At 61.1% G+C, this 23,060-nt stretch carries 15 protein-coding genes and 1 pseudogene; 13 read left to right on the top strand and 3 right to left on the bottom strand.

Annotation, left to right across the window (positions count from 1 at the left end; genetic code table 11):
* Positions 1–100 precede the first annotated feature (100 nt).
* The 5 genes and pseudogenes from VGD45_RS25050 to VGD45_RS34205 form a co-directional block, all read left to right on the top strand.
* Complete coding sequence (locus VGD45_RS25050) at positions 101–508, top strand: NIPSNAP family protein (protein WP_331158110.1); 408 nt, start codon at positions 101–103, stop codon at positions 506–508.
* Between the two features lie 285 nt (positions 509–793).
* The gene (locus VGD45_RS25055; protein WP_331158111.1) at positions 794–1,624 is read left to right on the top strand and encodes an alpha/beta fold hydrolase; all 831 of its coding nucleotides are present in this window, start codon (positions 794–796) and stop codon (positions 1,622–1,624) included.
* A 174-nt stretch (positions 1,625–1,798) separates the two neighbouring features.
* Positions 1,799–3,826, top strand: a complete 2,028-nt coding sequence (locus VGD45_RS25060; RefSeq protein ID WP_331158112.1) for a glycoside hydrolase 43 family protein — start codon at positions 1,799–1,801, stop codon at positions 3,824–3,826.
* The gene (locus tag VGD45_RS25065) at positions 3,823–5,781 is read left to right on the top strand and encodes an NPCBM/NEW2 domain-containing protein (protein WP_331158113.1); all 1,959 of its coding nucleotides are present in this window, start codon (positions 3,823–3,825) and stop codon (positions 5,779–5,781) included. Before VGD45_RS25060 ends, VGD45_RS25065 begins: the two co-directional genes overlap by 4 nt.
* A 64-nt stretch (positions 5,782–5,845) precedes the next feature.
* Positions 5,846–5,923, top strand: a pseudogene (locus VGD45_RS34205) (hypothetical protein); the annotation flags it as partial.
* A 31-nt stretch (positions 5,924–5,954) separates the two neighbouring features.
* Here VGD45_RS34205 and VGD45_RS25070 read toward each other — a convergent pair.
* On the bottom strand, positions 5,955–6,875 hold the full coding sequence (locus VGD45_RS25070) for a pyridoxal-phosphate dependent enzyme (RefSeq protein ID WP_331158114.1): 921 nt from the start codon (positions 6,873–6,875) through the stop codon (positions 5,955–5,957).
* Positions 6,876–7,153: 278 nt separating this feature from the next.
* On the opposite strand from VGD45_RS25070, the gene VGD45_RS25075 reads away from it, so the two are divergent.
* The 8 genes from VGD45_RS25075 to VGD45_RS25110 all read left to right on the top strand — a co-directional run bounded on the left by VGD45_RS25075 (position 7,154) and on the right by VGD45_RS25110 (position 20,733).
* Positions 7,154–8,278: an alanine racemase gene (locus VGD45_RS25075; RefSeq protein ID WP_331158115.1), complete on the top strand. Its 1,125-nt coding sequence runs from the start codon at positions 7,154–7,156 to the stop codon at positions 8,276–8,278.
* 79 nt (positions 8,279–8,357) lie between these two features.
* A complete protein-coding gene (locus VGD45_RS25080; RefSeq protein ID WP_331158116.1) occupies positions 8,358–10,553 on the top strand; it encodes a TonB-dependent receptor in 2,196 nt (731 codons plus the stop codon).
* Positions 10,554–10,629: 76 nt separating this feature from the next.
* Positions 10,630–12,267, top strand: coding sequence for an MFS transporter (locus VGD45_RS25085; protein ID WP_331158117.1), 1,638 nt, complete (start codon positions 10,630–10,632; stop codon positions 12,265–12,267).
* A gap of 31 nt (positions 12,268–12,298) precedes the next feature.
* Positions 12,299–13,405 (top strand): LacI family DNA-binding transcriptional regulator, encoded by a 1,107-nt coding sequence (locus VGD45_RS25090; RefSeq protein ID WP_331158118.1) that lies wholly within the window; start codon positions 12,299–12,301, stop codon positions 13,403–13,405.
* A gap of 171 nt (positions 13,406–13,576) precedes the next feature.
* Positions 13,577–15,688, top strand: coding sequence for a hydantoinase/oxoprolinase family protein (locus VGD45_RS25095; protein ID WP_331158119.1), 2,112 nt, complete (start codon positions 13,577–13,579; stop codon positions 15,686–15,688).
* Complete coding sequence (locus VGD45_RS25100) at positions 15,685–17,511, top strand: hydantoinase B/oxoprolinase family protein (RefSeq protein ID WP_331158120.1); 1,827 nt, start codon at positions 15,685–15,687, stop codon at positions 17,509–17,511. Before VGD45_RS25095 ends, VGD45_RS25100 begins: the two co-directional genes overlap by 4 nt.
* Before the next feature lie 4 nt (positions 17,512–17,515).
* Positions 17,516–19,012 carry a CoA-acylating methylmalonate-semialdehyde dehydrogenase gene (locus VGD45_RS25105; RefSeq protein ID WP_331158121.1) on the top strand — a complete coding sequence of 499 codons (1,497 nt, stop codon included), beginning with the start codon at positions 17,516–17,518 and terminating at the stop codon, positions 19,010–19,012.
* 182 nt (positions 19,013–19,194) lie between these two features.
* Positions 19,195–20,733: a phospholipase D family protein gene (locus tag VGD45_RS25110; RefSeq protein ID WP_331158122.1), complete on the top strand. Its 1,539-nt coding sequence runs from the start codon at positions 19,195–19,197 to the stop codon at positions 20,731–20,733.
* A 6-nt stretch (positions 20,734–20,739) separates the two neighbouring features.
* On the opposite strand, the gene VGD45_RS25115 is transcribed toward VGD45_RS25110, so the two are convergent.
* The gene (locus VGD45_RS25115; RefSeq protein ID WP_331158123.1) at positions 20,740–21,312 is read right to left on the bottom strand and encodes a lipid-binding SYLF domain-containing protein; all 573 of its coding nucleotides are present in this window, start codon (positions 21,310–21,312) and stop codon (positions 20,740–20,742) included.
* A gap of 22 nt (positions 21,313–21,334) precedes the next feature.
* Complete coding sequence (locus VGD45_RS25120) at positions 21,335–23,056, bottom strand: L,D-transpeptidase family protein (RefSeq protein WP_331158124.1); 1,722 nt, start codon at positions 23,054–23,056, stop codon at positions 21,335–21,337.
* Positions 23,057–23,060 lie beyond the last annotated feature (4 nt).

The following is a 23,060-nucleotide window of genomic DNA, read 5'->3' on the forward strand; positions in this document are numbered from 1 at the left end:
ACCCTCTTTCATCGGCGAAAGGCGAATCGCTAATAAAATCCGCACGTATGGTAGATTCATGAGCATTCGCGCAGATTCTGTCGGGTTGGGGAAAATCCAAATGAAATGGATGTTTCTTGCAGTGTTGGCATTGACGCTCGGGACAGTCTCGCCATTACGGGCGGATGACGATAGTTCGCGCGTGTTCGAGATTCGCACGTACACCACGGCCGAAGGCAAGCTGCAGGATTTGCAGCGGCGATTTCGTGAGCACACCCTGAAGCTCTTCGAGCGACATGGCATGGTCAACATCGCCTACTGGATCCCTCAGGATCCGACGGCGTCGAACAACACCCTCATCTATGTCCTCGCGCACAAGAGTCGCGAGGCCGCCGCGCAGAGCTGGGCCGCGTTCAGTGCCGACCCCGAATGGAAACGAGTGAGAGCAGCCTCGGAAGCGAACGGCCCCATCGTAATAAAAGTAGAATCGACGTTCGTCCAAGCCACGGATTTCTCGCCGATGAAGTAGCTCGCAGTCTGCGAGGCAGGGGCCCAGCACGGGAGATATTGGAATGAAGCGACACGCACGCAGCCTCGTTGCATTGCTGAGCCCGCCACGAGGCACGAAGTAATTTCATAAACTGCCCGCGGCCCATCGCTGCCGCGGGTATCTCAGCGTCGAGTGATTTGTACGAGTTTATTGCGGGACCACTGGTTGCTTGTTAGAGTTGGTCGAAGCGATCGTGTGGAACTCACGCTAACAGCGTGACTGCGCGAGGCTGCTTTCTGCGGCAGAAGTACCAGGGTAAGGACTGTGACACATCACATGATCGGGTTTGCGGGCTCACGAAGCGTGCTTCGTGCGTTCGCACTGCTGGTTGGCTTCTTCGTCCTTGTTTCTCTTGGCACGCATGCCTCCGCGGCGAGCGACAAGTACACGTTCGTGCTCGTACATGGCGCCACGGCTGGCGGCTGGGAGTGGAAGAGCACCGGCAAGTTCCTGAGCGACGACGGTCACACCGTTTACCGCGCGACCCTCACGGGTCTCGGTGAGCGTCACCACCTCAATAGTCCCGAGATCGATCTGCAAACCCACATCGACGATGTGGTCAATTTGATTTTGTTCGAGGACCTGCGCGACGTGGTGCTCACCGGGCATAGCTACGGCGGCATGGTCATCACCGGTGTGATGGATCGGATTCCCGAGCGCATTCGTCACGTCGTGTTTCTCGACGCCGCCGTGCCTGACGACGGTATGTCGCTGTGGGATCTTTTTGGCGGCAGGCAGCAGGACCCCACACGTTTCGCGGACGGCTTCATGCAGGTGCCTTGGGTGAAGCCCGACACACCGCCGCCGCACAGCGTGAAGCATTCGATCAAATGTTTCAATCAGCCGGTCTCTTATAAGAATCCCGCCGCATTGGCCTTGCCGGTCACTTACGTGGCCTTCGTTCCTAAGGACAAGTCCGCCGAGGAGCGTGCGAAGACGGATAAGAGCTGGCAGCGCGCGGCCGCTCGTGGCTGGACGATTCGCACCTTTCCAGGCGGACACGTCGCGCAGCAGGAAGATCCACGAGGCGTGGCTACGCTGATCGAGCAGTCGGTGAACGATCGCAACAAGCCGCCAGCCAAAGCGGTCAAATAACAAACAGCTGCAGCACCAAATCGTTCGACCCTGAGTATCGACTGCTACGCGCGGCAAAGCTGCCGGAGGTTGCGCCGGCGGACCCTGTTTTAAATTGTACGAGTATTGACGAGCACCGGGCGGGGTGCTAATTACGCTGCTCGCCGCGGACAGGGGGTGACGATGCGCAGGTGCGTGGGAATTCTTTTGCTCGTGCTGTTCGAGTGGACGGGCGGCGCGCAAGCCGACACCTGGACGCCGGATAACGGCAACGGCACGTATACGAACCCGCTGTTCTATGACGAGTTCTCCGACCCCGACATGATCCGGGTCGGCGAGGACTTTTATCTCACCGGCACGACCATGCACTCGATGCCGGGATTGCCGATCCTGCATTCGAAGGATCTGGTCAACTGGAACTTCGTGGGTTACGCGGCGCGCACGCTGGATCTCGGTCCGTCGTTCCGGCTGGAGGGCGGCGGCAACATTTATGGCCAGGGCTTTTGGGCGCCGTCGTTTCGTTATCACAACGGCACGTTTTATATCTTCAGCAATGTGAACAAGCAGGCCACGCAGCTGTTCACGGCCACGAATCCCGCCGGCCCGTGGCGCCAGCAATCGATGCGCAAGAGCCTGCACGACCTCTCGGTGCTGTTCGACGATGACGGCAAGGCGTATGCGGTGTGGGGCTATCGCTCGATCCAGTTTGCGCAACTCACGGCCGATCTCACCGACATCGTGCCGGGCACGCAGCGCGAAATCATCGCCACCGATGCGGGCATGGGCGAGGGGCTGCACTTCTACAAGATCGACGGGAAATACTTCATCACCAGCGCCTGGTATGACGGTCGCATGCGGATGCCCGCGGCGCGGGCCGATCGCCCCGGAGGTCCTTACGAAGTGAATCAGGCGATCAGCATCGATGAGGACTTCGGCCTCGCTCAAGGTTATCGGCTGAGGGACATGCGCGGCAAAGCGCCCCCTTATGAGATCCGTCCCGGTGATCCGCACGCGCTCGGCCGGCTCTCGTTACATCAAGGTGGAGTGATTCAAACATCGAGCGGCGAGTGGTGGGGCTACTCGATGATGGACTACAACTCGGTGGGGCGACTGACGGCGTTATCGCCGGTCACCTGGAAGGATGGATGGCCGTACTTTGGCTTGCCAGGGAACCTGGGACGCACGCCGCGGACGTGGGTAAAACCCAAGACGGCCGTCGCGCAGCGCGTGGCGGTTCCCTACGAACGCGATGACGATTTCTCCGGCAGCGTGCTCAAGCCGATCTGGCAATGGAATCACGTTCCTGTCGAGAACGCCTGGTCGTTGGACGAACGCAAGGGCTATTTGCGATTGCATGCCTTGTCCGCGACCAGTCTGTGGGATGCGCGGAACACGCTGACGCAACGCTCGATCGGCCCGCGCTCGGCGCCATCCGTGCTGCTCGATACTGCCTCGATGCTGGATGGCGACGTGGCGGGCCTTGCGCTGTTCAGCCGGCCATATGCGTGGTTGGGCGTGCAGCGCGCAGGAGATAAGAAACAGCTGATTCAGTTCGACGAGCAGACCGGACGCAAGGCCGTCCTCGATCTGCCTTCGCAGCGTGTCTGGCTGCGCGCGGAATGTGACTTTCTCACCGAGCAGGCGCGGTTCTCATATTCGCTCGACGGTAAACGTTTCGCGCCATTCGGCGAGCCGTTCACGATGGTCTTTCAGCTCACGACATTCCAAGGCGTGCGCTATGCATTGTTCAACTACAACACACGGGGCGAGCGCGGTGGCTCCGCCGATTTCGATAACTTCGCAGTTGCTCAGCCTGCGCCGCGAGGTCTGATGCGGCCGATTCCGTATCGCGAGCGGATTCTGTTGAGCGCTGTGGGACACAGCTACGGCCTCGGCGCTGGCGAGGGCGGGCTGGTGGTCGGCGAGCCTGGCGCAGTCAAGATCGTGGACATGCAGCTCGGTCGTGTTGCGCTAGAGCTCGGCGGGCGTTTCGTCACCGTCGAGGCGAGCGGTGCGGCTCGATTGACTAGCGAGCGGCCCGGCATGGCGGAAACGTTTCAATGGATCGAGACGCCCTCCGGCGAGCTGGTGCTGATGTCGCTGCGTACGCATCGTTTTCTGCGCATCGATCCACAGTCGCAGCAAATCGTCGCGGACAGCCCCGGGCCGTTGCCCGATGGTTCGGATGGGGTGCGCTGGGCCTGGGTGAAGGAACGGACATGACCACGAGATTTCTGGCGCCGGCAACCTTCGCGCTGCTCGCGATGTTTCCTGTTTTTTTGGCCGCGGGGCAGAGCGATCCGCTAGCGCCGACCGGTCGATGGAGCGCCTACACCGGGGGTCGCGCACCAACCCCGCCCATGGGATGGAGCAGCTGGAATGCCTTCGCGACCGACATCGATGAGGACAAAATCCTCGGATCCGCGCAAGCGCTGGTCGACAGTGGGCTGGCCCGGAAGGGCTATCGTTACGTCAACATCGATGACGGATGGTGGCTGCAGCGGCGGACGAGCGACGGCCAACTCGTGATCCGCTCGACGCGCTTTCCATCCACCGTGCGCGAAGGCGGTCTGCCATCGTTCCGACCGTTCACCGACCGATTGCACGCGATGGGACTCAAGGCGGGCATCTACTCGGATCTTGGCCGCAACACCTGCTCACAGGCCTACTCGCCGGACGAGTCTGATCTGCCGAAAGGCTCGGTCGAAGAGCGCGAGGTCGGACTGTACGGGCACATCGAGCAGGACATCTCTCTGTTCTTCTCCGAGTGGGGCTTCGACTTCATCAAGGTAGATGGATGTGGCGTGCGCGCCTACGCAGCCAACAGCGAGAAAGTAATATCCGGCGCCTATCGCGAGTTCAAGCCGTTGCTCGACATGGAGTCGGTCGCAAGGTCGGACATTCCTGCAGTTCAGTCGCTGTTCCGACAGATCGACGCGGCGCTGATTCGCAACAACCCCGACGGTGACTTTGTGCTGTCGCTGTGTATTTGGGGCGCGGGCAATGTGCGCGCCTGGGGCAAGGACTTCGGCAACATTTCGCGAACCAGCGACGATATCAACCCGACCTGGGGCCGCTTGCTCACGAACTTCGACAGCGCTGCCAGGCGGGCGCTCTACGCTCACCCCGGCTCATGGAACGACCCTGACATGCTGTTCATCGGCAAAGGCGATTTCGCTGCGGGCCACCTGACCGAAGCACGGTCTCATCTATCGATGTGGGCCATGATCAATGCTCCGCTGATGATCGGCATGGATCTGCGAACTGCGCCGCAGGCGTTGCTGGATGTGTTTGGCAATGAGGAAGTGATTGCGCTGAATCAGGATCCTGCCGGGCATCAGGCCGTCGTTGCCTTCGATAGCGGCGAGGTCCAGATTTTCGTGAAGACGCTGAGCACGGGAGATAAGGCCGTCGCCATCTTCAATCGAAGCGCCGCTGCGCTCGAGGTCGACTTGACCGCGGCCCACCTGAAGTTCCGGGATGATCGCGATGTGGCCCTGGTGGATTTGTGGAACGGCCGCAAACAAAGCTTCCGAAAGCAAGCGAAGCTGCAGCTCGAAGGGCACCAGACGCTCGTGTTCAAGGCGCGTGGCGCTCGAGTGCTCGCCGACGGTCTGTATCTTTCCGAGCAGCCAGGGAACGTGAATCCCGCCGTCGATGGCGTGGTGTGGCCTGCCCCGGATCCGACCATTCATCGCTCGGCATTTGGCTGGCAGGGAACGCGAAGCAGTGGCGAACGCCCGATCTATGCGGGATGGGGCGGGGCGCAGCCGGATAGCGCGCCGTATGGCGAAGCGCTTCGCATCAGCGGCAGAAAATTCGAGACGGGCATTGGCGTCCTCGCAAACTCTCGGCTGGAGGTGCGCAATCAAGGCTATCGGCGGTTCACTGCGACCGTCGGCGTCAACGACTCGGCTCGAGATGATCGACATGCCGCGACTTTCGTGGTGTATGGCGACGGCAAAGTGCTGGCCACCAGCCGACCTTTGAAATGGGGCGATGAGGGGCAGCGGATGAGCGTCGATGTGTCGGGCGTGAAGATCATCGAGTTGGTTGCACGGGCCGCCATCGATGATCCTGCAAGCCTTCCTGTGAGTTGGGCGGAAGCAGCACTGGTGTCTGGCTCCGCCGCGGCACAGACGTCGCAGTACTTCGATCATGGCATGACAAGCAGCTGAATCGCTGGGCCAACGATTGGGTCCGCTGCATTCCGGCGCCGCGCGGAATTTTATGATGACCAACATGGAAGACAGCGGCACGCTGACGGCGTTACGGCGCCTGTCGCGCACCGGGCTCGTGGACCTGCAGCGTGTTCTGGTGCTGCGTTTGCGGGCTCCGGGCCAGCACACGCTCAAAGGTCGAACTGCTGTTGCCAACGCGTCAGTTGCGCCAGCGACGTGCCGTAGCCACCGCAGACTTCGATCAGCGGGCGCTCGAAAGGAAGGAGCTTGTCAGCATGAACGTCGACAGCTGCGAGTGCCGCTCCGCACGCGGGCTCCACTAGCACGCGCATTCGATCCGCGAATTTCAGGCAGGCCATGATGGCGTCGGCGTCGGTTACCATGAGGCTGACGATCGGGCATGTCTTGGCGAGGTCGAGCGCGTGCTGCATTACGCGGCGCGCGCCGAGAGACGTTGCGATCGTCGTTATGGCGGGCAGCGTAACGAGCTCGCCGGTAGTGACACTTGCGTAAAAGCTCGCAGCACCTGCTGTTTCGACAGCTATCACCGGAATGTGCGCGAGACCGTTTCGCGCGAGCCCGGCAACGATGCCGGCAAGCAAGCCGCCCCCGCCCACGCTAGTGATCACGCAGTCGAACGTGGCGCCTGCCGCGACTGCCTCGTCCACTAGCGTGGCATGTCCATCCCAAAGTGACGGATCGTTGAAGGGATGAAGATAGAACGCACCGGTTTGCGCGGCCAGCTTGCGAGCATATTCATCCGCGTCGTCGAACGATGAGCCGTGTACACGGATTGCCGCCCGGTGTGTTTCGATTGCCACTCGCGCCTGAAGAGACGTGGTCTCCGGGACAACGACTGAAATGGGAACGCCTAACTTGCTGGCAGCGTAAGCGGCTGAAATCCCGGCGTTGCCACCAGAGGCGCAAACGATTTGCCGCGCCCCCTGATCGACCGCGCGTCTGCACGCAAGCCCCACGCCTCGCAATTTGAAGCTCCCCGTTGGCTGCAGGGCATCCATTTTGAACAGCAGCGGACGCTGCAAAGAGCTGTATGAAGCGTCCGCTTCGAGCAAAGGAGTGTTGATGTGCATGGAGTCTTGTCCGGCGAAATGAACCGATTCACATTAGATCAGAAATTACGGCGCAAGCCGAGAGAGCTGTGCCTGGATTGATCAATGGACAAATAGCCACGTAAAAACAAAGATGTAAGAGACTATACGGCCTTGATTCGAGCTCGGACGTGACGCGATGCAGGGCGGCTCGCATCGTTTGCTTGACCATCATGGGCGAAATCCAATATAACGTTTCATCAAGGATGACTTCGCCCGGAACCCGGATTGGGCTCGATGTGACAGATGGGGATCACTTGATGCAGCTCCAGCCTCACCGAGAAGATGATTCGCTCGTAATCGTCGAAGCCGCGGATGGGCGGAGCAATCGGTTCACGCTGGACGCAGCGGCGTTCGAAGCGAACGTGAGCGCTACACGTCGGTTGCTGCCGCCGGCGACGAAACTGTTCCAAGTGGTAAAGGGCAATGGTTACGGATTGGGCCTGGAGCGGGTCATCGCGCTGGGTCGGCGCGCGGGCGTCGATGGCTTCTGCGCCGGTACACCGAGCGAAGCCCTTCGAGCCAAACGTCTTGCCCCAGACCTGCCGATCCTGTTGTTTCCGTCTTGCGCGCCTTCGATGTTGCCTGCTCTCGCCGAGGCCGGCGTCGTTCTCAGCATCAATAGCGAGCAATCGTTTGTCGAGTTGATGCAGGCAGGCGTGAATGCATCGGTGTTCTTCAAGCTCGAATGTGGCTTGGGCCGCTACGGTCTCGACCAGAGCTCGGTGGCCTCGGTCCTGGGCGCCTATCGCAGGCAATCTCGAATTCGCTGCATCGGTGTCTACTCTCACTTTGGCAGCGGCGACGATGAGCTTCTCGACGCTGGAATCGCTCGCTTCGAGAATTTCCTGACGACATTGAAGGCTGCCGTGCCGACGCCGCTGACGACGATGATCGCCAGCAGCCCGACAATTCTGCGGCGCCCGCAGCTTGGCTATACGGCAGTCGATCCGGGCCGCTTGCTATACGGATTGGTCGAAGAGGCCGAAGGTATCAGGCCAGTGCTTCGCTCCGTCGCCAGCACGCTGCTGCAGGTCACCATGTATGCCTCTACGCAAACCGTGCACGTTGGTTACGCCAACCGCATCGAGCTGCCGCCCGGCGGCCGCACCGGCGTTTTCCCGCTGGGTTGGCTCGACGGGCTATCGACGGGAGGATTCGAGTACGTGCTGGTGCGAGGCGTGCGTGTTCCTGTCATCGGGCGAACCCTGCTGCATTCGATTGTCGACCTTTCAGCCGTGGCGGAGGCCGAGGTCGGAGACGAAGTGGTGTTGATCGGGCAACAGCGCGGTGAGCGTCTGACGCTCGCCGATCTGGCTCGAAGCCATGGTGTGAGTCCCATCGAGCTTCATTTCCGGCTGCTCGGTGCGATCGGGGCGGAATAGGTTTTCGAAGATTCAAGAAGAGGGGGGAGTCATGAGCGTGAGCGACAAATCGACAGACCGGTCGAGAAAGGGGAAACAGATGCGTGCCACTATCGATGTGCTCCGAGATATGAATCGCGTGGTCTTGCTTTCCACTTCGATTATCGGAACAGCGCTGACCACGACGGTTTTCGCTCAGTCCGCGGGTTCCGGGGCTGCGGCTGCAGACGGGCAGGCGGCTCCGCTCACCGAAATCGTCGTGACCGCCACGCGCAAAAGCCGCGCGGAGGCCCTGAAGGATGTGCCGCTCGCGATCGCCGCGTTCACAGGGCAACAGCTCGAGGCCCAGCACGTGCAAACTCTCGTCGACGTGGGGCGCATGACGGCGGGAGCGAGGCTCGAGGCGAACGGTACCTTCCCGGCTGCGGCGAACTTTTTCATTCGAGGCGTTGGCGTGAACACGTCGAACCCTTCCGACGATCCGACGGTCGGCGTGTTCGTCGATGGCATGTATTTGGGCGTGAACGTCGGTGCGCTCACCGACCTCTTCGACATCGAATCGGTCGAAGTACTGCGTGGGCCGCAGGGAACGCTGTTCGGCCGGAATGTAACCGGCGGCGCGGTTCTCGTCAGGAGCAAACGTCCGACCGGGGACTTCGGCGCGCGTGCCGAAGCGACCGTGGGTTCGTTCGATCGCGTGGACGTGAACGCCGCCATCGAGGGGCCCCTGCTGAAGGACCGGTTGAATGGCAAGCTCGCTGTCAGTCGCAAGGACAATGGCGGCTACTTCAGCAACGCAGCGGACCCCGACAATCGTATCGCCGAGACCGATGCTGTGATCGTGCGGCCGATGCTCGAGTGGCGAGCGAATGACTTCACGTTCACGCTCATCGGCGAAATGGGCCGGCAAGACGACTATGGAACGCCGACTAAGAATCTGGCGATCAAGCCTGCCGCGATCGCGATCGCACCGCCCGTGCCGACCGGCAAGTTCGATCTGACCGCCAACATCTTTGCTCACACCAGCACCGATTGGGATCAGATGGTTGGCGAAGCAAACTGGACGCTCGGAGAAGGCAAGCTCACGACCATTCTCGGTTACCGGAAGCTCGAGGTCGATGGCCAGGCGGAGATCGATGGCACCGAGGCGTCGCTGTTCCAGTTCGAGACGCCGACCGGGCTGCGTCAGCGACAGCGATCCGCCGAGGTCGTCTATGCGACGCGCCTCTTCGATCGCGTGGATCTCACGAGCGGCGCGAATGTCTTCGATCAGGATGTCGACTACAGAGAGAGCCGGACCATCCTGGCGAGTCGTCCGGCGGGCCGGGGCGTTCTCGAACATACTGCTGGCGGCATTTTTGCCCAAGCGGACATCGGCATCGTGGCGGATGTCACTGCGACCGTAGGCGGCAGGTACACGATCGAGCGAAAGCACGCGACGGTCGCCAACTTCGGCCAGTGCGATCCTCAGGTCATTCAATGCAACTTTGGTACGAACGATTCGCAGACCTGGCGGGACTTCACGCCGAAAGCCGGCGTGCGTTGGGCCGTGACCGACGATCTGATGACTTATGCTTCGTTTACCCGAGGCTTTCGCAGCGGCGGCTACAATCTCCGCAACTCTGTCGGACCTGCCGGCCCCTACGATCCGGAGAACGTCGACGCTTATGAGATCGGTATCAAGTCGGTGCTGTTCGACGGGCTGGTGAGAGCGAACGTGGCGTTGTATCGAAATCAGTATAGCGATCTGCAGCGCCAGACCCTCGACGATCAGGCCCGGCAGCGAACGCTCAACGCGGCGAGCGCGCGCATCGAGGGAGCAGAGCTGGACGTGGTCCTGGTTCCCTTCGAAGGCCTGTCGCTGGCGGGCACGTTCGCCACCACCGAGGGGCGCTATTCCGAATTCAATGGCGTCGATCTCACAGGCGACGGCATTGCCGATCCCGATCTGGCCAAGAGCTTGAAACTGGCGCGTCTGCCGAGACAGACCTATTCGTTCAACGTCAGCTACGCAGCCCAGCTTGCCGATCGGGGATCGCTCACCTTTCAGGCATCGTACGATCGGACCGGGCGGCGCAGCGCCAACGACTTGAACACATTCTTTCTCGACGCCTACGGATTGGTCGAGGGCAGCATCACATTCAAGACAGCGGACGAGCGTTACTACGTTTCGCTGTTCGGCAAGAATCTGACCAACGAGCTGTATGGGACTACGGGCACCGATATCGGGACGTTTCGAGCGCTTTACATCGGCGCGCCACGCAACTGGGGAGTGACGTTCGGGACGAGTTTCTGAAGCGGACGGTGTCGCGGCGCAAGCCGCGACACCCATTCTGAGGCGACTGGCGAGACGAAGGGGGGAAGCGGTAGTAATGACCAGGCGCGATGCCGCGGCGAGAACCGATGTCATGAGCGGCGGACGCTCATATATATTGTTCATTCTGATGCTGGTCTATGTCTTCAATTTCCTGGACCGGCAAATCCTTGCCATCCTTGCGGAAGACATCAAGGCGGATCTCGGGCTCAGCGATTCCGCGATGGGATTTCTGTTGGGGACCTCGTTCGCGGTGGTGTATGGCGTGTTCGGCCTCGCGTTGGGCAAGGCTGCCGACGTTGCCAGTCGCAAGAACGTCATCGCCTGGAGTATCTCTTTTTGGAGTCTCATGACCGCTGCCTCGGGGTTGGCGCGAAGTTTTTTGCCGCTCGCCTCCGCGCGCATGGGAGTGGGAGTGGGAGAGGCGGGAGCTTCGCCGGCGGTCTACTCGTTGATCTGCGATATTTTTCCACCTCGTTTCCGTACCACTGCGCTCGCTTTCTACTCGAGCGGAATATTCCTCGGCGCCGGCATTGGCCTGTTCATCGGGGGATATATCCTGACGATCTGGCAAAGCGCCTTTCCCGTTCCCGCCGAAGCGCCGGGTGGGTTGGCGGGCTGGCAGGCCGCGTTTCTGATCGTCGGCTTTCCCGGCCTGCTGCTTGCCTTATGGGTAGCCACACTGCGTGAACCGCCTCGTGGCAGCGGAGATGGCGTGCTCGTTGCTCCACACGGCAATCCTCTCAAAGCCGTGCTTCAGACACTGATGTCACTGGTCCCGCCGTTCAACTTCGCAGCGCTCTTTGTCGTGGGCGGAGCCGCGGCGGTTTTGAAGAACCTCCTGATGATGGGGCTGGTAGCGACGGGGGTCAAAGCTCTGATCGCACTGACCGGCAACGTCTATCAGTGGGTAACGCTGGGTGTGGGGATCTACAGCGTGTCGTCCTGGGTACAACACCTGGCGCTGACCGATCGGTCGGCGTTCGGCATGTTGTTTCGTTGTCGCACCGTGGTGCTTTCAAATCTCGGCTGTGTCGGCGTTACTTTCGTGACCGCGGCCGCGCTCGGCTGGCTGCCGGTGTTCTTTCAGCGTTATCACCAAGCTCCCGCGGACGAAGTCGGGCTCGTCCTGGGTCTCTCATATGCAACCGCAGGCTTCGCCGGTGTCATGGTCGGCGGCTGGATGACAGATCGCCTGGTAGCTGCGAGAGGAGCCGCAAGCAGACTGCTGGTGATCGCTGTAGCGCTTGCTGGGGCTGGCCTCGCGATTGCCATGCTCGTGCAAGTGCCGTCCAAATGGCACGCGTATGCTTTGACGATTCCTTTCAACTTCCTGTCCGCGGCCTGCTACGGGCCCGGAGCAGCGAACGCGAACTCCCTCGTGACACCCCGGATCCGTGCGACCGCCTCGGCGACATACATCGTAATCCAGGTGCTGCTCGGCACGGCTTTGGGCCCGTACATCGTCGGGGCGGTCAGCGACTCGTTCATTGCCAGAGGATGGTCGCCCGGTGCGGCAGTCGCGGACGGAATGCTCGTGGCTTTGATCGCACTCGTGCCCTCCATCATCCTTCTTTGCGTGTCGGCGACCTCGGCCAACGCGGATGAGGCGAACCGGTTCGAGCGGGAAAAGAGCTTCGGCGAGTCGGGTCCGGCTGAACCCTGGGGGCAGGCTACTGTAAGATGCAGCAGATGAGCAGCCTGCGTAGGGACCCGTCGTGCCGAGGATGAAACAGCCCAAGAGCGTCGCGCCAGCGACATCGGAGACGACCTCCGATGCAGCTCGGCGGCCGCCGACGATTCGCGACGTTGCCACCCGCGCAGGTATTTCGATCGGCACGGTCTCCCGGGTCCTGAATGAAAACGACACTGTAGCAACCGACATTCGCGAGCGCGTTCTGGCCTCGATGCGAGAGCTCGGGTACGTGCCGAATCGAGTGGCGCAGAGCATGCGCAAGCGCGCCACGCTGGCGGTGGGGTGCCTGGTTACCGACGTGCGGCTGAACGCGGTGGCCGAAATGATCAGCGCTGCCGAGAGCCGGTTGCGAGCAGCTGGCTACGATATGTTCGTGGCGAATACCCACAACGATCCCAAACAGGAAGCGGCCATCCTGCGTTTCTTCCAACAACGGCAGGTCGACGCCGTGATCACCGCGATAACGGACGATCAGGATCCCAGCCGGATGCGGGAGCTGAAAGCGTTGAGCATGCCGGTGGTGCTTTGGGAAAGAGACGGCGGCAACTCTCTCGATACGGTCCTTACCGATCATTTCACGGGTTGCCTGCAGGCCTGCAGTTATCTACTGGGATTGGGCCATCGACGCATCGCCCTGGTCGGCGGCCAATCAGCGACCTGGGCCGGTCGCGAAATGGAGCGTGGCTATGGTGCCGCGATCGCGCAGGCGGGTGGCGAGCTCGATCCCTCGCTCATCTTTCATACCGGCTCGTTCAATGTCTCCAGCTGTTCTCAAATACTCAGAAGCGCGGATCCGGTGACGGGGGTCATCGGCATCATCGATGACGTTGCGCTCGTCTGTAAGGTGGCCCGTGGCATGGGCCTGAAGATCCCCGAGGATCTTTCTGTTATCTCGATCGGTGACAGCGACTTCCTCAGCATGAATTCTCCCACCATTACCGCCATACGATATGACCACGCGAGAGTAGGCGAGACCGCGGCCGAGTTCGTTCTGGATCGACTGGGCAACAAGTCGGACGGCGCGGCACGCCGCGTCATCTATCCGGTCGAGCTCATCGTCCGGGAATCCTGCGCCCAACTGAAAACCGCGAGTCGAGCCAACCTGATCAGCGCGCGCGTTTCCCGCCGTACCAAATAAAAGGGCGCCGCCGCCGGATGCGACGGTTGTGTAAGGCTTCACTGATGAACCGGTTCATCATTTTTACCTAGAATCCCGTTATAAATGGACGTTGGTCGTTGACAGGCGCGGGATACGTCAATATAACGTTTCATCAATACGGCGCTAATGCTGCCAACGACCGAGGGGAAGATGTCACAGATCACGTACCGCGCCGGCGTCGATATCGGGGGAACCTTTACCGATATCGTTCTGCTGGGCAGCGATGGCTCCACGCATACCAAGAAGTTGTCGTCGACCCCGGCCGACTATGGGATGGCGATCGTTTCCGGGCTGCAGTCGCTGCTCGAGGAATTGAATGCAACGGCCGGCCAGGTTCGGGACTTGACGCATGGGACCACCGTCGCCACCAACACAATTCTCGAAGGCAAGGGCGCGAAGACGGCGCTTTTGACGACCGCAGGATTCCGCGACGTCGTCGAGATCGGCAGGCTTCGCTTGCCGACACTCTACGATTTGAACTATTCGAAGCCTGTACCGCTGGTGCCACGCAGGTATCGCTACGAAGTTGCAGAGCGCCTCTCGAGCTCCGGCAGCGTTGCAATGCCATTGGACGAAGCGGGTGTTGTGCGGATCGCCCAGCAACTCAGCAGCGAGCAGATCGAGTCGGTCGCGATCTGCCTGCTTCATTCATATGCCAACCCGGCTCACGAGATCAGAATCCGCGACCTGCTGCGCGAAGAGCTCGGCACGAACATATATCTGACGTGCTCGCACGAGATACTTCCCGAGATTCGCGAATACGAAAGAACCAGCACCACCGTCGTCAACGCCTATCTCGGACCGGTGGTGGTCGGGTATCTCAAATCGCTGATCGGGAAACTTCGCGCTATCGGAATGGCCGGGCCCGTGCACATCATGCATTCCAATGGCGGCGTGATGACTGCGTCCAGTGTCATGGAGAAGCCGGCCACCATCATCGAATCCGGTCCGGCAGCCGGTGTGATCGCCGGCGCGCATGTCGCGAATGCATCGGGCTATTCGGACATCATCACTGTCGACATGGGTGGCACGACCGCCAAGGCTGCGATGATCGAACGCGGCCAGCCGGCGCGAACGACCGAGTACGAGGTTGGCGCCGGCATCAATCTGAGCAGCAAGCTGGTGAAAGGTGGCGGTCATGCCGTGAAGCTGCCGTTCATCGATGTGTCGGAGATAGGCGCCGGCGGCGGCAGCAAGATCCGCATCGACAATGGCGGTCTCATTCAAGTGGGTCCCGAGTCCGCCGGCGCGGTGCCTGGGCCGGTGTGTTATGACGCCGGCGGTACGACTCCGACATTGACCGACGCGGTGCTCACGCTAGGTTATTTGAACCAGCGACACCTGGCGGGCGGCGAGCTCGTCATCAACGCAGCCAAGGCGCGGCAAGCGATCGAAACAGTCGTTGCCAAACCCACCGGCGTCGAGATTCTGGATGCGGCCTACGGAGTATTTTCCATAGCAGCTGCAACCATGACCCGCGCGGTCAAAGCCGTGTCGACCTATCGGGGCCGCGACCCTCGCGATTTCGCATTGTTTGCGTTCGGCGGCAATGGTCCGATCGTCGCCCATGCCATCGCGGCCCTGATGGACATGAAGACAGTCATCGTGCCGCCGAGTCCGGGAGTCTTCAGTGCTCTTGGGCTCCTTTATTCCAACACGCAACACGAATGTTTGCAGACGCTGCTCGCGCGCCTCGACTCGCTTCATTCGCGCGATCTCGCGGTATCGCTGTCAAAACTGGCAACGCGCGTCCGACAGGCGATGTTGGCTGAAGGCAGCACGGCATCAGACATCGACGTGACTTATGCGCTCGACCTGCGCTATGCCGGGCAAGCCTACGAATTGACGGTACCGATCGGCAGCGATGACGCCGGAGAGTTTCGCATCGATGGCATTGCCGATGCCTTTCATCGAGAGCACGAGCGAACCTATGGTCATTTTTCACGTACAGACTCGATAGAGATCGTGAATTTGAGGGCGAGCGGAGCCCTGCGTTCGCAAAACGAGCGAAGCTACGATGCCACGCCTGCAAGTCCCGGCAATCGCGGGCGCGCGCAGATCGAGCCCACGGTCCGCACGGCCTATTTCGGAAAGCAGAGAGGGCTCATCGAGACGCCGGTCGTGCCGCGGTCGGCGCTGTCGAGCTCTCCGCGGCGCGGTCCGTTGATCGTCGAGGAATACGATTCGACCTGCGTCGTGCCTCCGGGCGCGTCGGCGGTCGTGGACTCCAACAGGAATATCGTGATCGAGCTCGGGGCATGAACATGAAAGAAAATGTGGATCCGGTGACGCTCGAGATCGTCAAGAACGCCCTTGGCTCCATCGCCGACGAAATGGCGCTGGTGATTCTGCGTACGGCGTATTCGCCCATCGTTCGCGATTCGATGGACTTCTCGACCGCGGTGTTCGATCGGAACGGACGCACGGTGGCCCAGGGTCTCACCCTCGCAGTCCATCTGGGCGCCTTTCCCGACGCCATGCGCAAGATCGTTTCGGAGCATGGCGAATCGATGCGGCCGGGGGATATGTTCCTGATGAACGACCCCTATAGCGGCGGAGGCATGCACCTTCCGGATATCTACATGATCCTGCCGATCTTCGAAGCCGAACGAGTCGCGGCGTTCGTTGGCACGATCGTCCATCATGCCGATGTCGGCGGAGCGGTGCCCGGCAGCATGGCTTTGGGCGCGACCGAAATATTCCAGGAAGGTTTGCGTATCCCCCTGGTGAAGATCTACGAGGAGGGGCGGCCCAACGCAGCGTTGTTCAGCGTGCTGGAGATGAATTCGAGAATGCCTTCGCAGCTCATCGGCGATCTGCGGGCGCAAGTGGCATCGTGCAAGGCCGGCGAACGGGGGGTGCGAGAGCTGCTGGCGAAGCTCGGTCCGCAGGCCTTTGCAGATTATTGCGAGGCGCTTCACGATTATGCGGAGAGACTCGCGCGCGCTGAAATTGCGTCCATGCCGGACGGCGATTATTTCTACGAAGACTACATCGATGGGCTCGGCTCCGACCCGACGCCAATCGCCTTCAAAGTGCGCGTGACGGTGGCTGGTAGCGACTTGGTCATCGACTGGACCGGCACCGACAAGCAAGTACAGGGCGCCATCAACGGACCGATCGCGACGACGAACTCTGTTACGTACGCGGCAGTTCGCTCGGCAATGGGAATACCCATTCCCAACTGCGATGGCTTCAGCCGTGCACTGAGCATCAGGGCTGAGTTGGGAAGCATCGTTCATCCCGAAGAACCGGCGGCGTGCGCGGCGCGCGGTGTGATCGCATATCGAATGTTCGACGTGCTGCTCGGAGCTTTCGCGCAAATTGTTCCCGAGAGGATGCCGGCGCTCGGCGAAGGTGGTCCCTCGGTCGTCAGTTTCTCCGGTAGAGAGCGTGGCAGGGGCTGGTTGGTCACCGACGGCATCCTCGGGAGCTGGGGCGGGCGGCCGGGCAAGGACGGCGTGGATGGGATCTCGAATCCACTGGGGAACATGGCGAATCAGCCCATAGAGCTGATGGAGGCACGGCTGCCGATCAAGGTCTTGCGTTACGAGCTCGTGAACGATTCGGGAGGAGGGGGCAGATATCGCGGTGGCCTCGCCATTCGGCGCTCTTACGAGGTCCTCTCGGAAGAAGCGCAGCTCGGGCTCCGCTCCGATCGGCGCAGTCATCTTGCGAGTGGCTTGAAAGGAGGGCTTCCGGGATCGCCTTCTCTGAATATTCTTTCCCGCAAATCCGGGGAGCAACTTCTCGATGTCATGCCTTTGGGCCTCGTCACGCTCATGCGAGGCGACAGGTTCACGCACATCGCGCCGGGCGGTGGTGGCTATGGAGATCCGCTGGCTCGTCCCGCGAGACAGGTCCTGGAAGACATCCTGGATGGAAAGGTATCGAAAGAGTTCGCGGAGAAGATCTACGGCGTGGTGCTGAAGGACGGTCGCAGTCTCGATGAGTTCGAGACGGATAACTTGCGAAGGCGATTGGCGAAGAAGTCACACAAGGATCGGATTACGGAGCAATTGCGGATCTTCCTGAAGACCAATTCTCATTTGTCGTATTCCCATCTGATCGAATCAGTGAGTTGAACCCATGCGAGAAGTACACCACTACGTTTCCGGCGCGACCTCACGCGGTCGCACTACCCGCTTCGCCGATGTTTACAATCCCAATACCGGCGAAGTCTCGGGACGCGTCAACCTGGCGGGTCGCGATGATGTGATTGCCGCCATCGAAGATGCCGCTCGCGCCTTTCCGGCGTGGGCGGATACTCCGCCGCCGCGGCGTGCCCACGTGATGTTTCGGTTCCGGGAGCTGATCAGAGCGAACCTGGATGAGCTGGCGCACATGCTGGCTTCCGAGCATGGCAAGGTCATTGCCGACGCCAAGGGCGAGCTCCAGCGCGGTCTCGATCTGGTCGAGTTCGCTTGCGGCATTCCGCACCTGCTGAAGGGCGAATACTCCGAGAACGTGGCTGCCGCGCTGGACGTGTACTCGATGAGACAACCGTTAGGTGTCGTCGCAGGGATCACGCCGTTCAATTTTCCCGCGATGGTGCCCATGTGGATGTTCGTGATCGCCATCGCCTGCGGCAATACCTTTGTTCTGAAGCCATCCGAGAAGGATCCCAGTGTGCCGCAGCGACTGGCGGAGCTGATGCTGGAGGCCGGGCTACCAAAAGGTGTGTTCAATGTGGTCAATGGCGACAAGGAAGCCGTCGATGCAATCCTGACTCATCCGCTGGTGCAAGCGGTCAGCTTTGTCGGCTCCACCGACATTGCACGCTACGTCTATTCAGTGGGTTCGGCGCACGGCAAGCGCGTGCAGGCGATGGGTGGCGCCAAGAACCACATGATCATCATGCCGGATGCGGACCTCGACCAGGTTGCGGATGCTTTGATCGGCGCCGGCTATGGTTCCGCGGGAGAGCGTTGCATGGCGATCTCGGTCGCCGTTCCAGTGGGAGCTGAGACCGCGGACGCTCTGCGCGAGCGCCTGACCCCGCGTGTACAGGCGTTGCGCGTCGGTCTTTCCACCAGTAGCGACGCTGATTTTGGTCCGATGATCAGCAGAGCCCATCTCGAGAAGGTGAAGGGGTACGTTGAGCGTGGCATCCAGGAGGGCGCGGAGCTGGTCGTCGACGGCCGCAAGCTCCAGATACCGAGTTACGAAGACGGTTTTTTCATGGGCGGCTGTCTGTTCGATCGGGTGACCGCGAAGATGCGGATCTACCAAGAAGAGATCTTCGGCCCCGTGCTCTCGATCGTGCGGGTCGACAATTTCGATGCAGCCCTCAAGTTGCCGTCAGAGCATGCCTATGGCAATGGAGTCTCCATTTTCACGCGCGATGGCGACACGGCCCGCGAGTTCACCCGCAGAGTCAACGTCGGCATGGTCGGCGTGAACGTTCCAATTCCGGTGCCGGTCGCGTTCCATAGCTTCGGCGGCTGGAAGAACTCCGCCTTCGGCGACACCAACCAGCATGGCGCCGAAGGCGTGCGATTCTTCACCAAGGTGAAGACGGTCACGGCGCGCTGGCCGACGGGCATCCGAAAAGGCGCGGACTTCTTCATGCCGACGCTGAAGTAAGAGATTTTTCGCCGGGCAGCAACTACCGATACAACCAGACCAATTACGCTGGCGAGTTGGGATGATGGGCGTTCCTGTGCCTACTGGCTCCTAACAGGCTGACGCCGGAAACAAGTTGAAACTTGCGTGAATGCCAGACTGCTGCTGTACTTCGAGGCAGTGCCGTGCTGAGTACGTGAATCATGCGTGTCTCGTGGCGTGCAGCAGCGGTTGCTCTTCTGTTGTTTCTTGTTGCCTGCGTGCACCTGCCATCTTTGCCCGGGCTGGCGAGCGAGCAGGCGATTGCGCCGGCCAACGGCTCGCCGCTGGATCTTGCCATCGCGACTTTAGAAGAACGATATCCGGGACAGTCCGCATTTCGATTAGTGGTCGAGGGCAACGAAGCGTTCGTCAGCCGAATGCAAAGCGCTCGCATGGCGGCGCGGAGCCTCGATGTGCAAAGTTACATCTGGCATGCGGATGCGACGGGAAGGTTTCTCGCCCAGGAGCTCCTGCTTGCCGCGGATCGCGGCGTTCGGGTGCGCGTGCTGCTGGATGACCTGGACGCGCGTCAGCACAACGTTGCCATCGCCGCGCTGGCGGCGCATCCCAACATCCAGGTGCGCTTGTTCAATCCCTTCGCTTCACGTCGAGGCGCGGTGCGTTTCTTCGTCGAAGCGGCGCTCAGCTTCAAGCGCATCAACCGACGGATGCACAACAAGAGCTGGATCGCGGATAACCGCCTCGCGATCGTCGGTGGGCGCAACATCGGGGATGAGTATTTCGCCGCCAGCGACGAGGTGAACTTCATCGATCTCGACTTCGCGATGATCGGTCCGGTGGTCCGCGACGCGTCGGCGTCGTTCGACAGGTACTGGAATTCGCCCGTGGCGTATCCGATCGATGTGTTGAACCCGAAAGCCGTATCGAGGGATGCAGTCGACCGGTACCGTGAGCGGCTGATCGTTCACGCTCAGGAGGCGAAGCAGAGTCGCTACGCCGAGTCGTTGCGCGCCGACGAAGCGATTCAGCGCATGGTCAGTGGCGAATGGCCGATGGAATGGGCCACGCAGTTCGAGTTCGTATCGGACGATCCGCGCAAGGTGTCGATGAGCAAGGACGAGTTGCACAAGCTGCACGTCGGCGCGGCTCTGGCTCCCATGATCGAAACGGCGCAACAGCGGCTGACCATCATCTCTCCGTACTTCGTTCCTGGAGGAAACGTCACGACGAGGTTGGTGGATGCCAGTCGGACCGGCAGGGAAATCCGGGTGCTGACCAACTCTCTGGTTGCAAATGACGTAGCGGCCGTGCATGGCGGCTATTCACGCCATCGGGAAACACTGGTCGCCGGCGGCGTGCGAGTCTGGGAGCTGAAACCATCGCACGGCGCGGAAGTGGATACGAGTCTGCTCGGCTCTTCGGGCGCGGCGCTACATACCAAAGCTTTCGTGGTCGATGGTCGCACGCTGTTCGTCGGCAGCTACAATCTCGATCCGCGCTCGACGTGGCTCAACTGCGAGCAGGGAGTGCTGGTCCATAACGCGGTGCTGGCCCAGCAGCTCGAACGCCTGTTCGACCGGCAAACGGCGGGTGAGCGCGCATGGCGCGTGAGCCTGGAAGCAGGAGAGTTGCAGTGGACCGACGGGGCCGAGCGCCTGCATCGCGATCCGTATGCTTCGCTCGGCCGACGTGTTCAGGCTTGGCTCGCAAGATTCCTCAGGCTGGACGCACAACTCTGAGGTGAGTCAAGACTTGGCGCGGGGAGTGTAAGAGAACTTTTGTCCCGCCACGGAAGCTTCGGCCATCGCGCCGCCTTTCACGATGGTGAAGACGGCCATGCCTCTGTAATAGCCACCGGCCGTGGTCGCATCCTTCTTACCGCCGCTGGCGCCGGCATGGGCGCCGGTCGTTCCCGTTTCACCACTCGCCGCCGCCGTGATGGCCACCGCGCTCACGCCCGCTCCGAATTCGAAGTTGCCGCTGGTGAATTCGTCGAACGCGCGCTTGTCCTGGAAGAAGATGATCTGGCTGTAGGCTTCGCCGCCGGCCTGCAAACCGATGCTGAGCTTGGTGATGGCTGTATCGCCGACATATTTGCCGCGCTCGTAAACCTGTCCTTTGCCATGCGCTCCACCGACGACGAAGCCGGCTTTGCCGATGGTCGGGAACACTGCGTAGCCGTAGCTGTTCTTGAAGAACGTGGCGCTCTGGCCCGCGTTCTTGAAGAGCCCGATGGTGTCGGCATAGGGATCGGCCCGGACGACGGACGTGAGCAGCGCAATGATCAGGACGCTCGAACTGAGGAGAGCTCTGTGCATGATCGTGCTCCTGCGTTGGTTGTCAGCGTTGCGTCGTAGTCTCGGTTCGGTCATCCGATGGGGAGAACAGGGGTCTGGAGCGCAGCTTGAATCCGGCATCGAGCGCCTGCGCCCATTTCGCATCCTGCCCATAGACATCCCGACGAAAATTGATCTGGCCTTGCGGATCGACCCAGGCGGTCCAGTACGTCAACAGCACCGGAATTTTCTTGTCCAGGGTCAGATTGCGCGTTTCGCCCGTTTCAAGCGCGCGTGCGATCGATGTTTGATTCCAGTGTGCAGGATCGGCGAGCACCAGCTCCGCCAGCTCGAGCACTCGCTCGACGCGAACGCAGCCCGAGCTGAACGTGCGCTCGTTACGATCGAACAGCGCCTGCGAGGGCGTGTCGTGGAGATAAACGAGATACGGGTTGGGAAAGATCAGTTTGGCGCGACCCAACGCATTCGAGGGGCCGGGGTCCTGGCGCAGCGTGTAAGGGAGGTGGCCCCCTTTGAATTGCGTCCAGTCGATCGAGTGTGGATCCACCGCGCGTCCGTTCGCGTCGAGCACCTTGAGTCCCTTGCGAACGATGGCATCGGGATCTCGCTGCGCCGCTGGCAGGATGTCCCCGGCAATGATGCCCGGCGGCACCGTCCAGGTCGGATTCAAGACCAGCTGGGTGATCTCCGAGCGGAAAATCGGCGTGCGACGATAGGGCTTGCCGACCTGCACGCGCGCGTTCCAGACGATCCGCTCCCCCCGAACGAAATAAACGGTGAACCCGGCGATGTTCACGACGATGAAGGCGTCGGGTAAGTCCCGAAGCAATACGCGTCCGCGGTCGAGGTTCACGCGCAGTTGTTGAATTCGAGCGGCGGGCGACACGTTCAACTCGGCGATCGTGCCTGGTCCGAGGACACCGTCGGCTTCGAGGCCCATGCGCTGCTGGAATTTGCGAACGGCTGTCACGAGCGGTGCGTCGTATTCCGTGGCGTCGCTCGCGTCCGTTACGCTCAGATCGCCCGATACGGTCAGGCGTTTACGAATCGAGGGCACTCGTGTGTCGGTTCCTCCCGGCTCGACGGACGCACCTGTTGGGATGGGCGACGGCCCGCCGTTCGCCGTCGCGGCGCGGATTCGGGCCAGCTCGCGCTTGAGATTCACATACAGTGGATGCGTCGGCTTCAATGCCGCGACGAGTCGATACACCTCTGCGCTGGCGAGCGCTCGTTCGATCTTCTGCGCTACGTCGTTGCTGGCGAGCGTGCGTCCATAGTTCCATTGCGAGTCGAACGTCTCCGGATCCACCTTGCCGAACGACAAGTGATAGCTGAGTCGCAGCAGCGCCTCGCTGAGCAGGATGTCGTACTGCGCACGTAACTCGGGAGTCGAGTCTTCTGCGTTCGATTGCCTGGCCAGCTTCTCGATCAGCGGCAGGTGATAGTCCGCGGGATCGAGGCCGTCCTCGTAACTATCGGCGAGCGCCCGACGCAATTGTTCGGCGTTGGCCGCGTGGCTCCAGGCTGCGCGGAAGTTACGCTGTGCATAGAGCTTTTGCAGCGGCTCACGTAAAGCGATGGGCGCGCCTTGAATGCTCGTCGCATCAGCATGCGCCAGCTTTTCGAGCTCGGTCTCGATCGCGAGCGACATTGGATCGCGCTCGCGAGGGGCCGATTGCGAAACGGCGCCGCACGGATACAGGCCGAGCACGGCTGCACAGAACCAGGTGAGCGCGAGGAGCAGGGCGACAGGCGGTGGCTGCATTTCA

Source organism: Steroidobacter sp. (genome assembly GCF_036402275.1).
Taxonomy (GTDB): domain Bacteria; phylum Pseudomonadota; class Gammaproteobacteria; order Steroidobacterales; family Steroidobacteraceae; genus Steroidobacter.

Bases quoted from the DNA above. Each gene is read 5' to 3' on its own strand.
- VGD45_RS25090 (WP_331158118.1), top strand. From the start codon at position 12,299: ATGAAACAGCCCAAGAGCGTCGCGCCAGCGACATCGGAGACGACCTCC.
- VGD45_RS25100 (WP_331158120.1), top strand. From the start codon at position 15,685: ATGAACATGAAAGAAAATGTGGATCCGGTGACGCTCGAGATCGTCAAG.
- VGD45_RS25110 (WP_331158122.1), top strand. From the start codon at position 19,195: ATGCGTGTCTCGTGGCGTGCAGCAGCGGTTGCTCTTCTGTTGTTTCTT.
- VGD45_RS25080 (WP_331158116.1), top strand. From the start codon at position 8,358: ATGCGTGCCACTATCGATGTGCTCCGAGATATGAATCGCGTGGTCTTG.
- VGD45_RS25085 (WP_331158117.1), top strand. From the start codon at position 10,630: ATGACCAGGCGCGATGCCGCGGCGAGAACCGATGTCATGAGCGGCGGA.
- VGD45_RS25095 (WP_331158119.1), top strand. From the start codon at position 13,577: ATGTCACAGATCACGTACCGCGCCGGCGTCGATATCGGGGGAACCTTT.
- VGD45_RS25115 (WP_331158123.1), bottom strand. From the start codon at position 21,312: ATGCACAGAGCTCTCCTCAGTTCGAGCGTCCTGATCATTGCGCTGCTC.
- VGD45_RS25070 (WP_331158114.1), bottom strand. From the start codon at position 6,875: ATGCACATCAACACTCCTTTGCTCGAAGCGGACGCTTCATACAGCTCT.
- VGD45_RS25120 (WP_331158124.1), bottom strand. From the start codon at position 23,056: ATGCAGCCACCGCCTGTCGCCCTGCTCCTCGCGCTCACCTGGTTCTGT.
- VGD45_RS25065 (WP_331158113.1), top strand. From the start codon at position 3,823: ATGACCACGAGATTTCTGGCGCCGGCAACCTTCGCGCTGCTCGCGATG.
- VGD45_RS25105 (WP_331158121.1), top strand. From the start codon at position 17,516: ATGCGAGAAGTACACCACTACGTTTCCGGCGCGACCTCACGCGGTCGC.
- VGD45_RS25075 (WP_331158115.1), top strand. From the start codon at position 7,154: ATGCAGCTCCAGCCTCACCGAGAAGATGATTCGCTCGTAATCGTCGAA.
- VGD45_RS25050 (WP_331158110.1), top strand. From the start codon at position 101: ATGAAATGGATGTTTCTTGCAGTGTTGGCATTGACGCTCGGGACAGTC.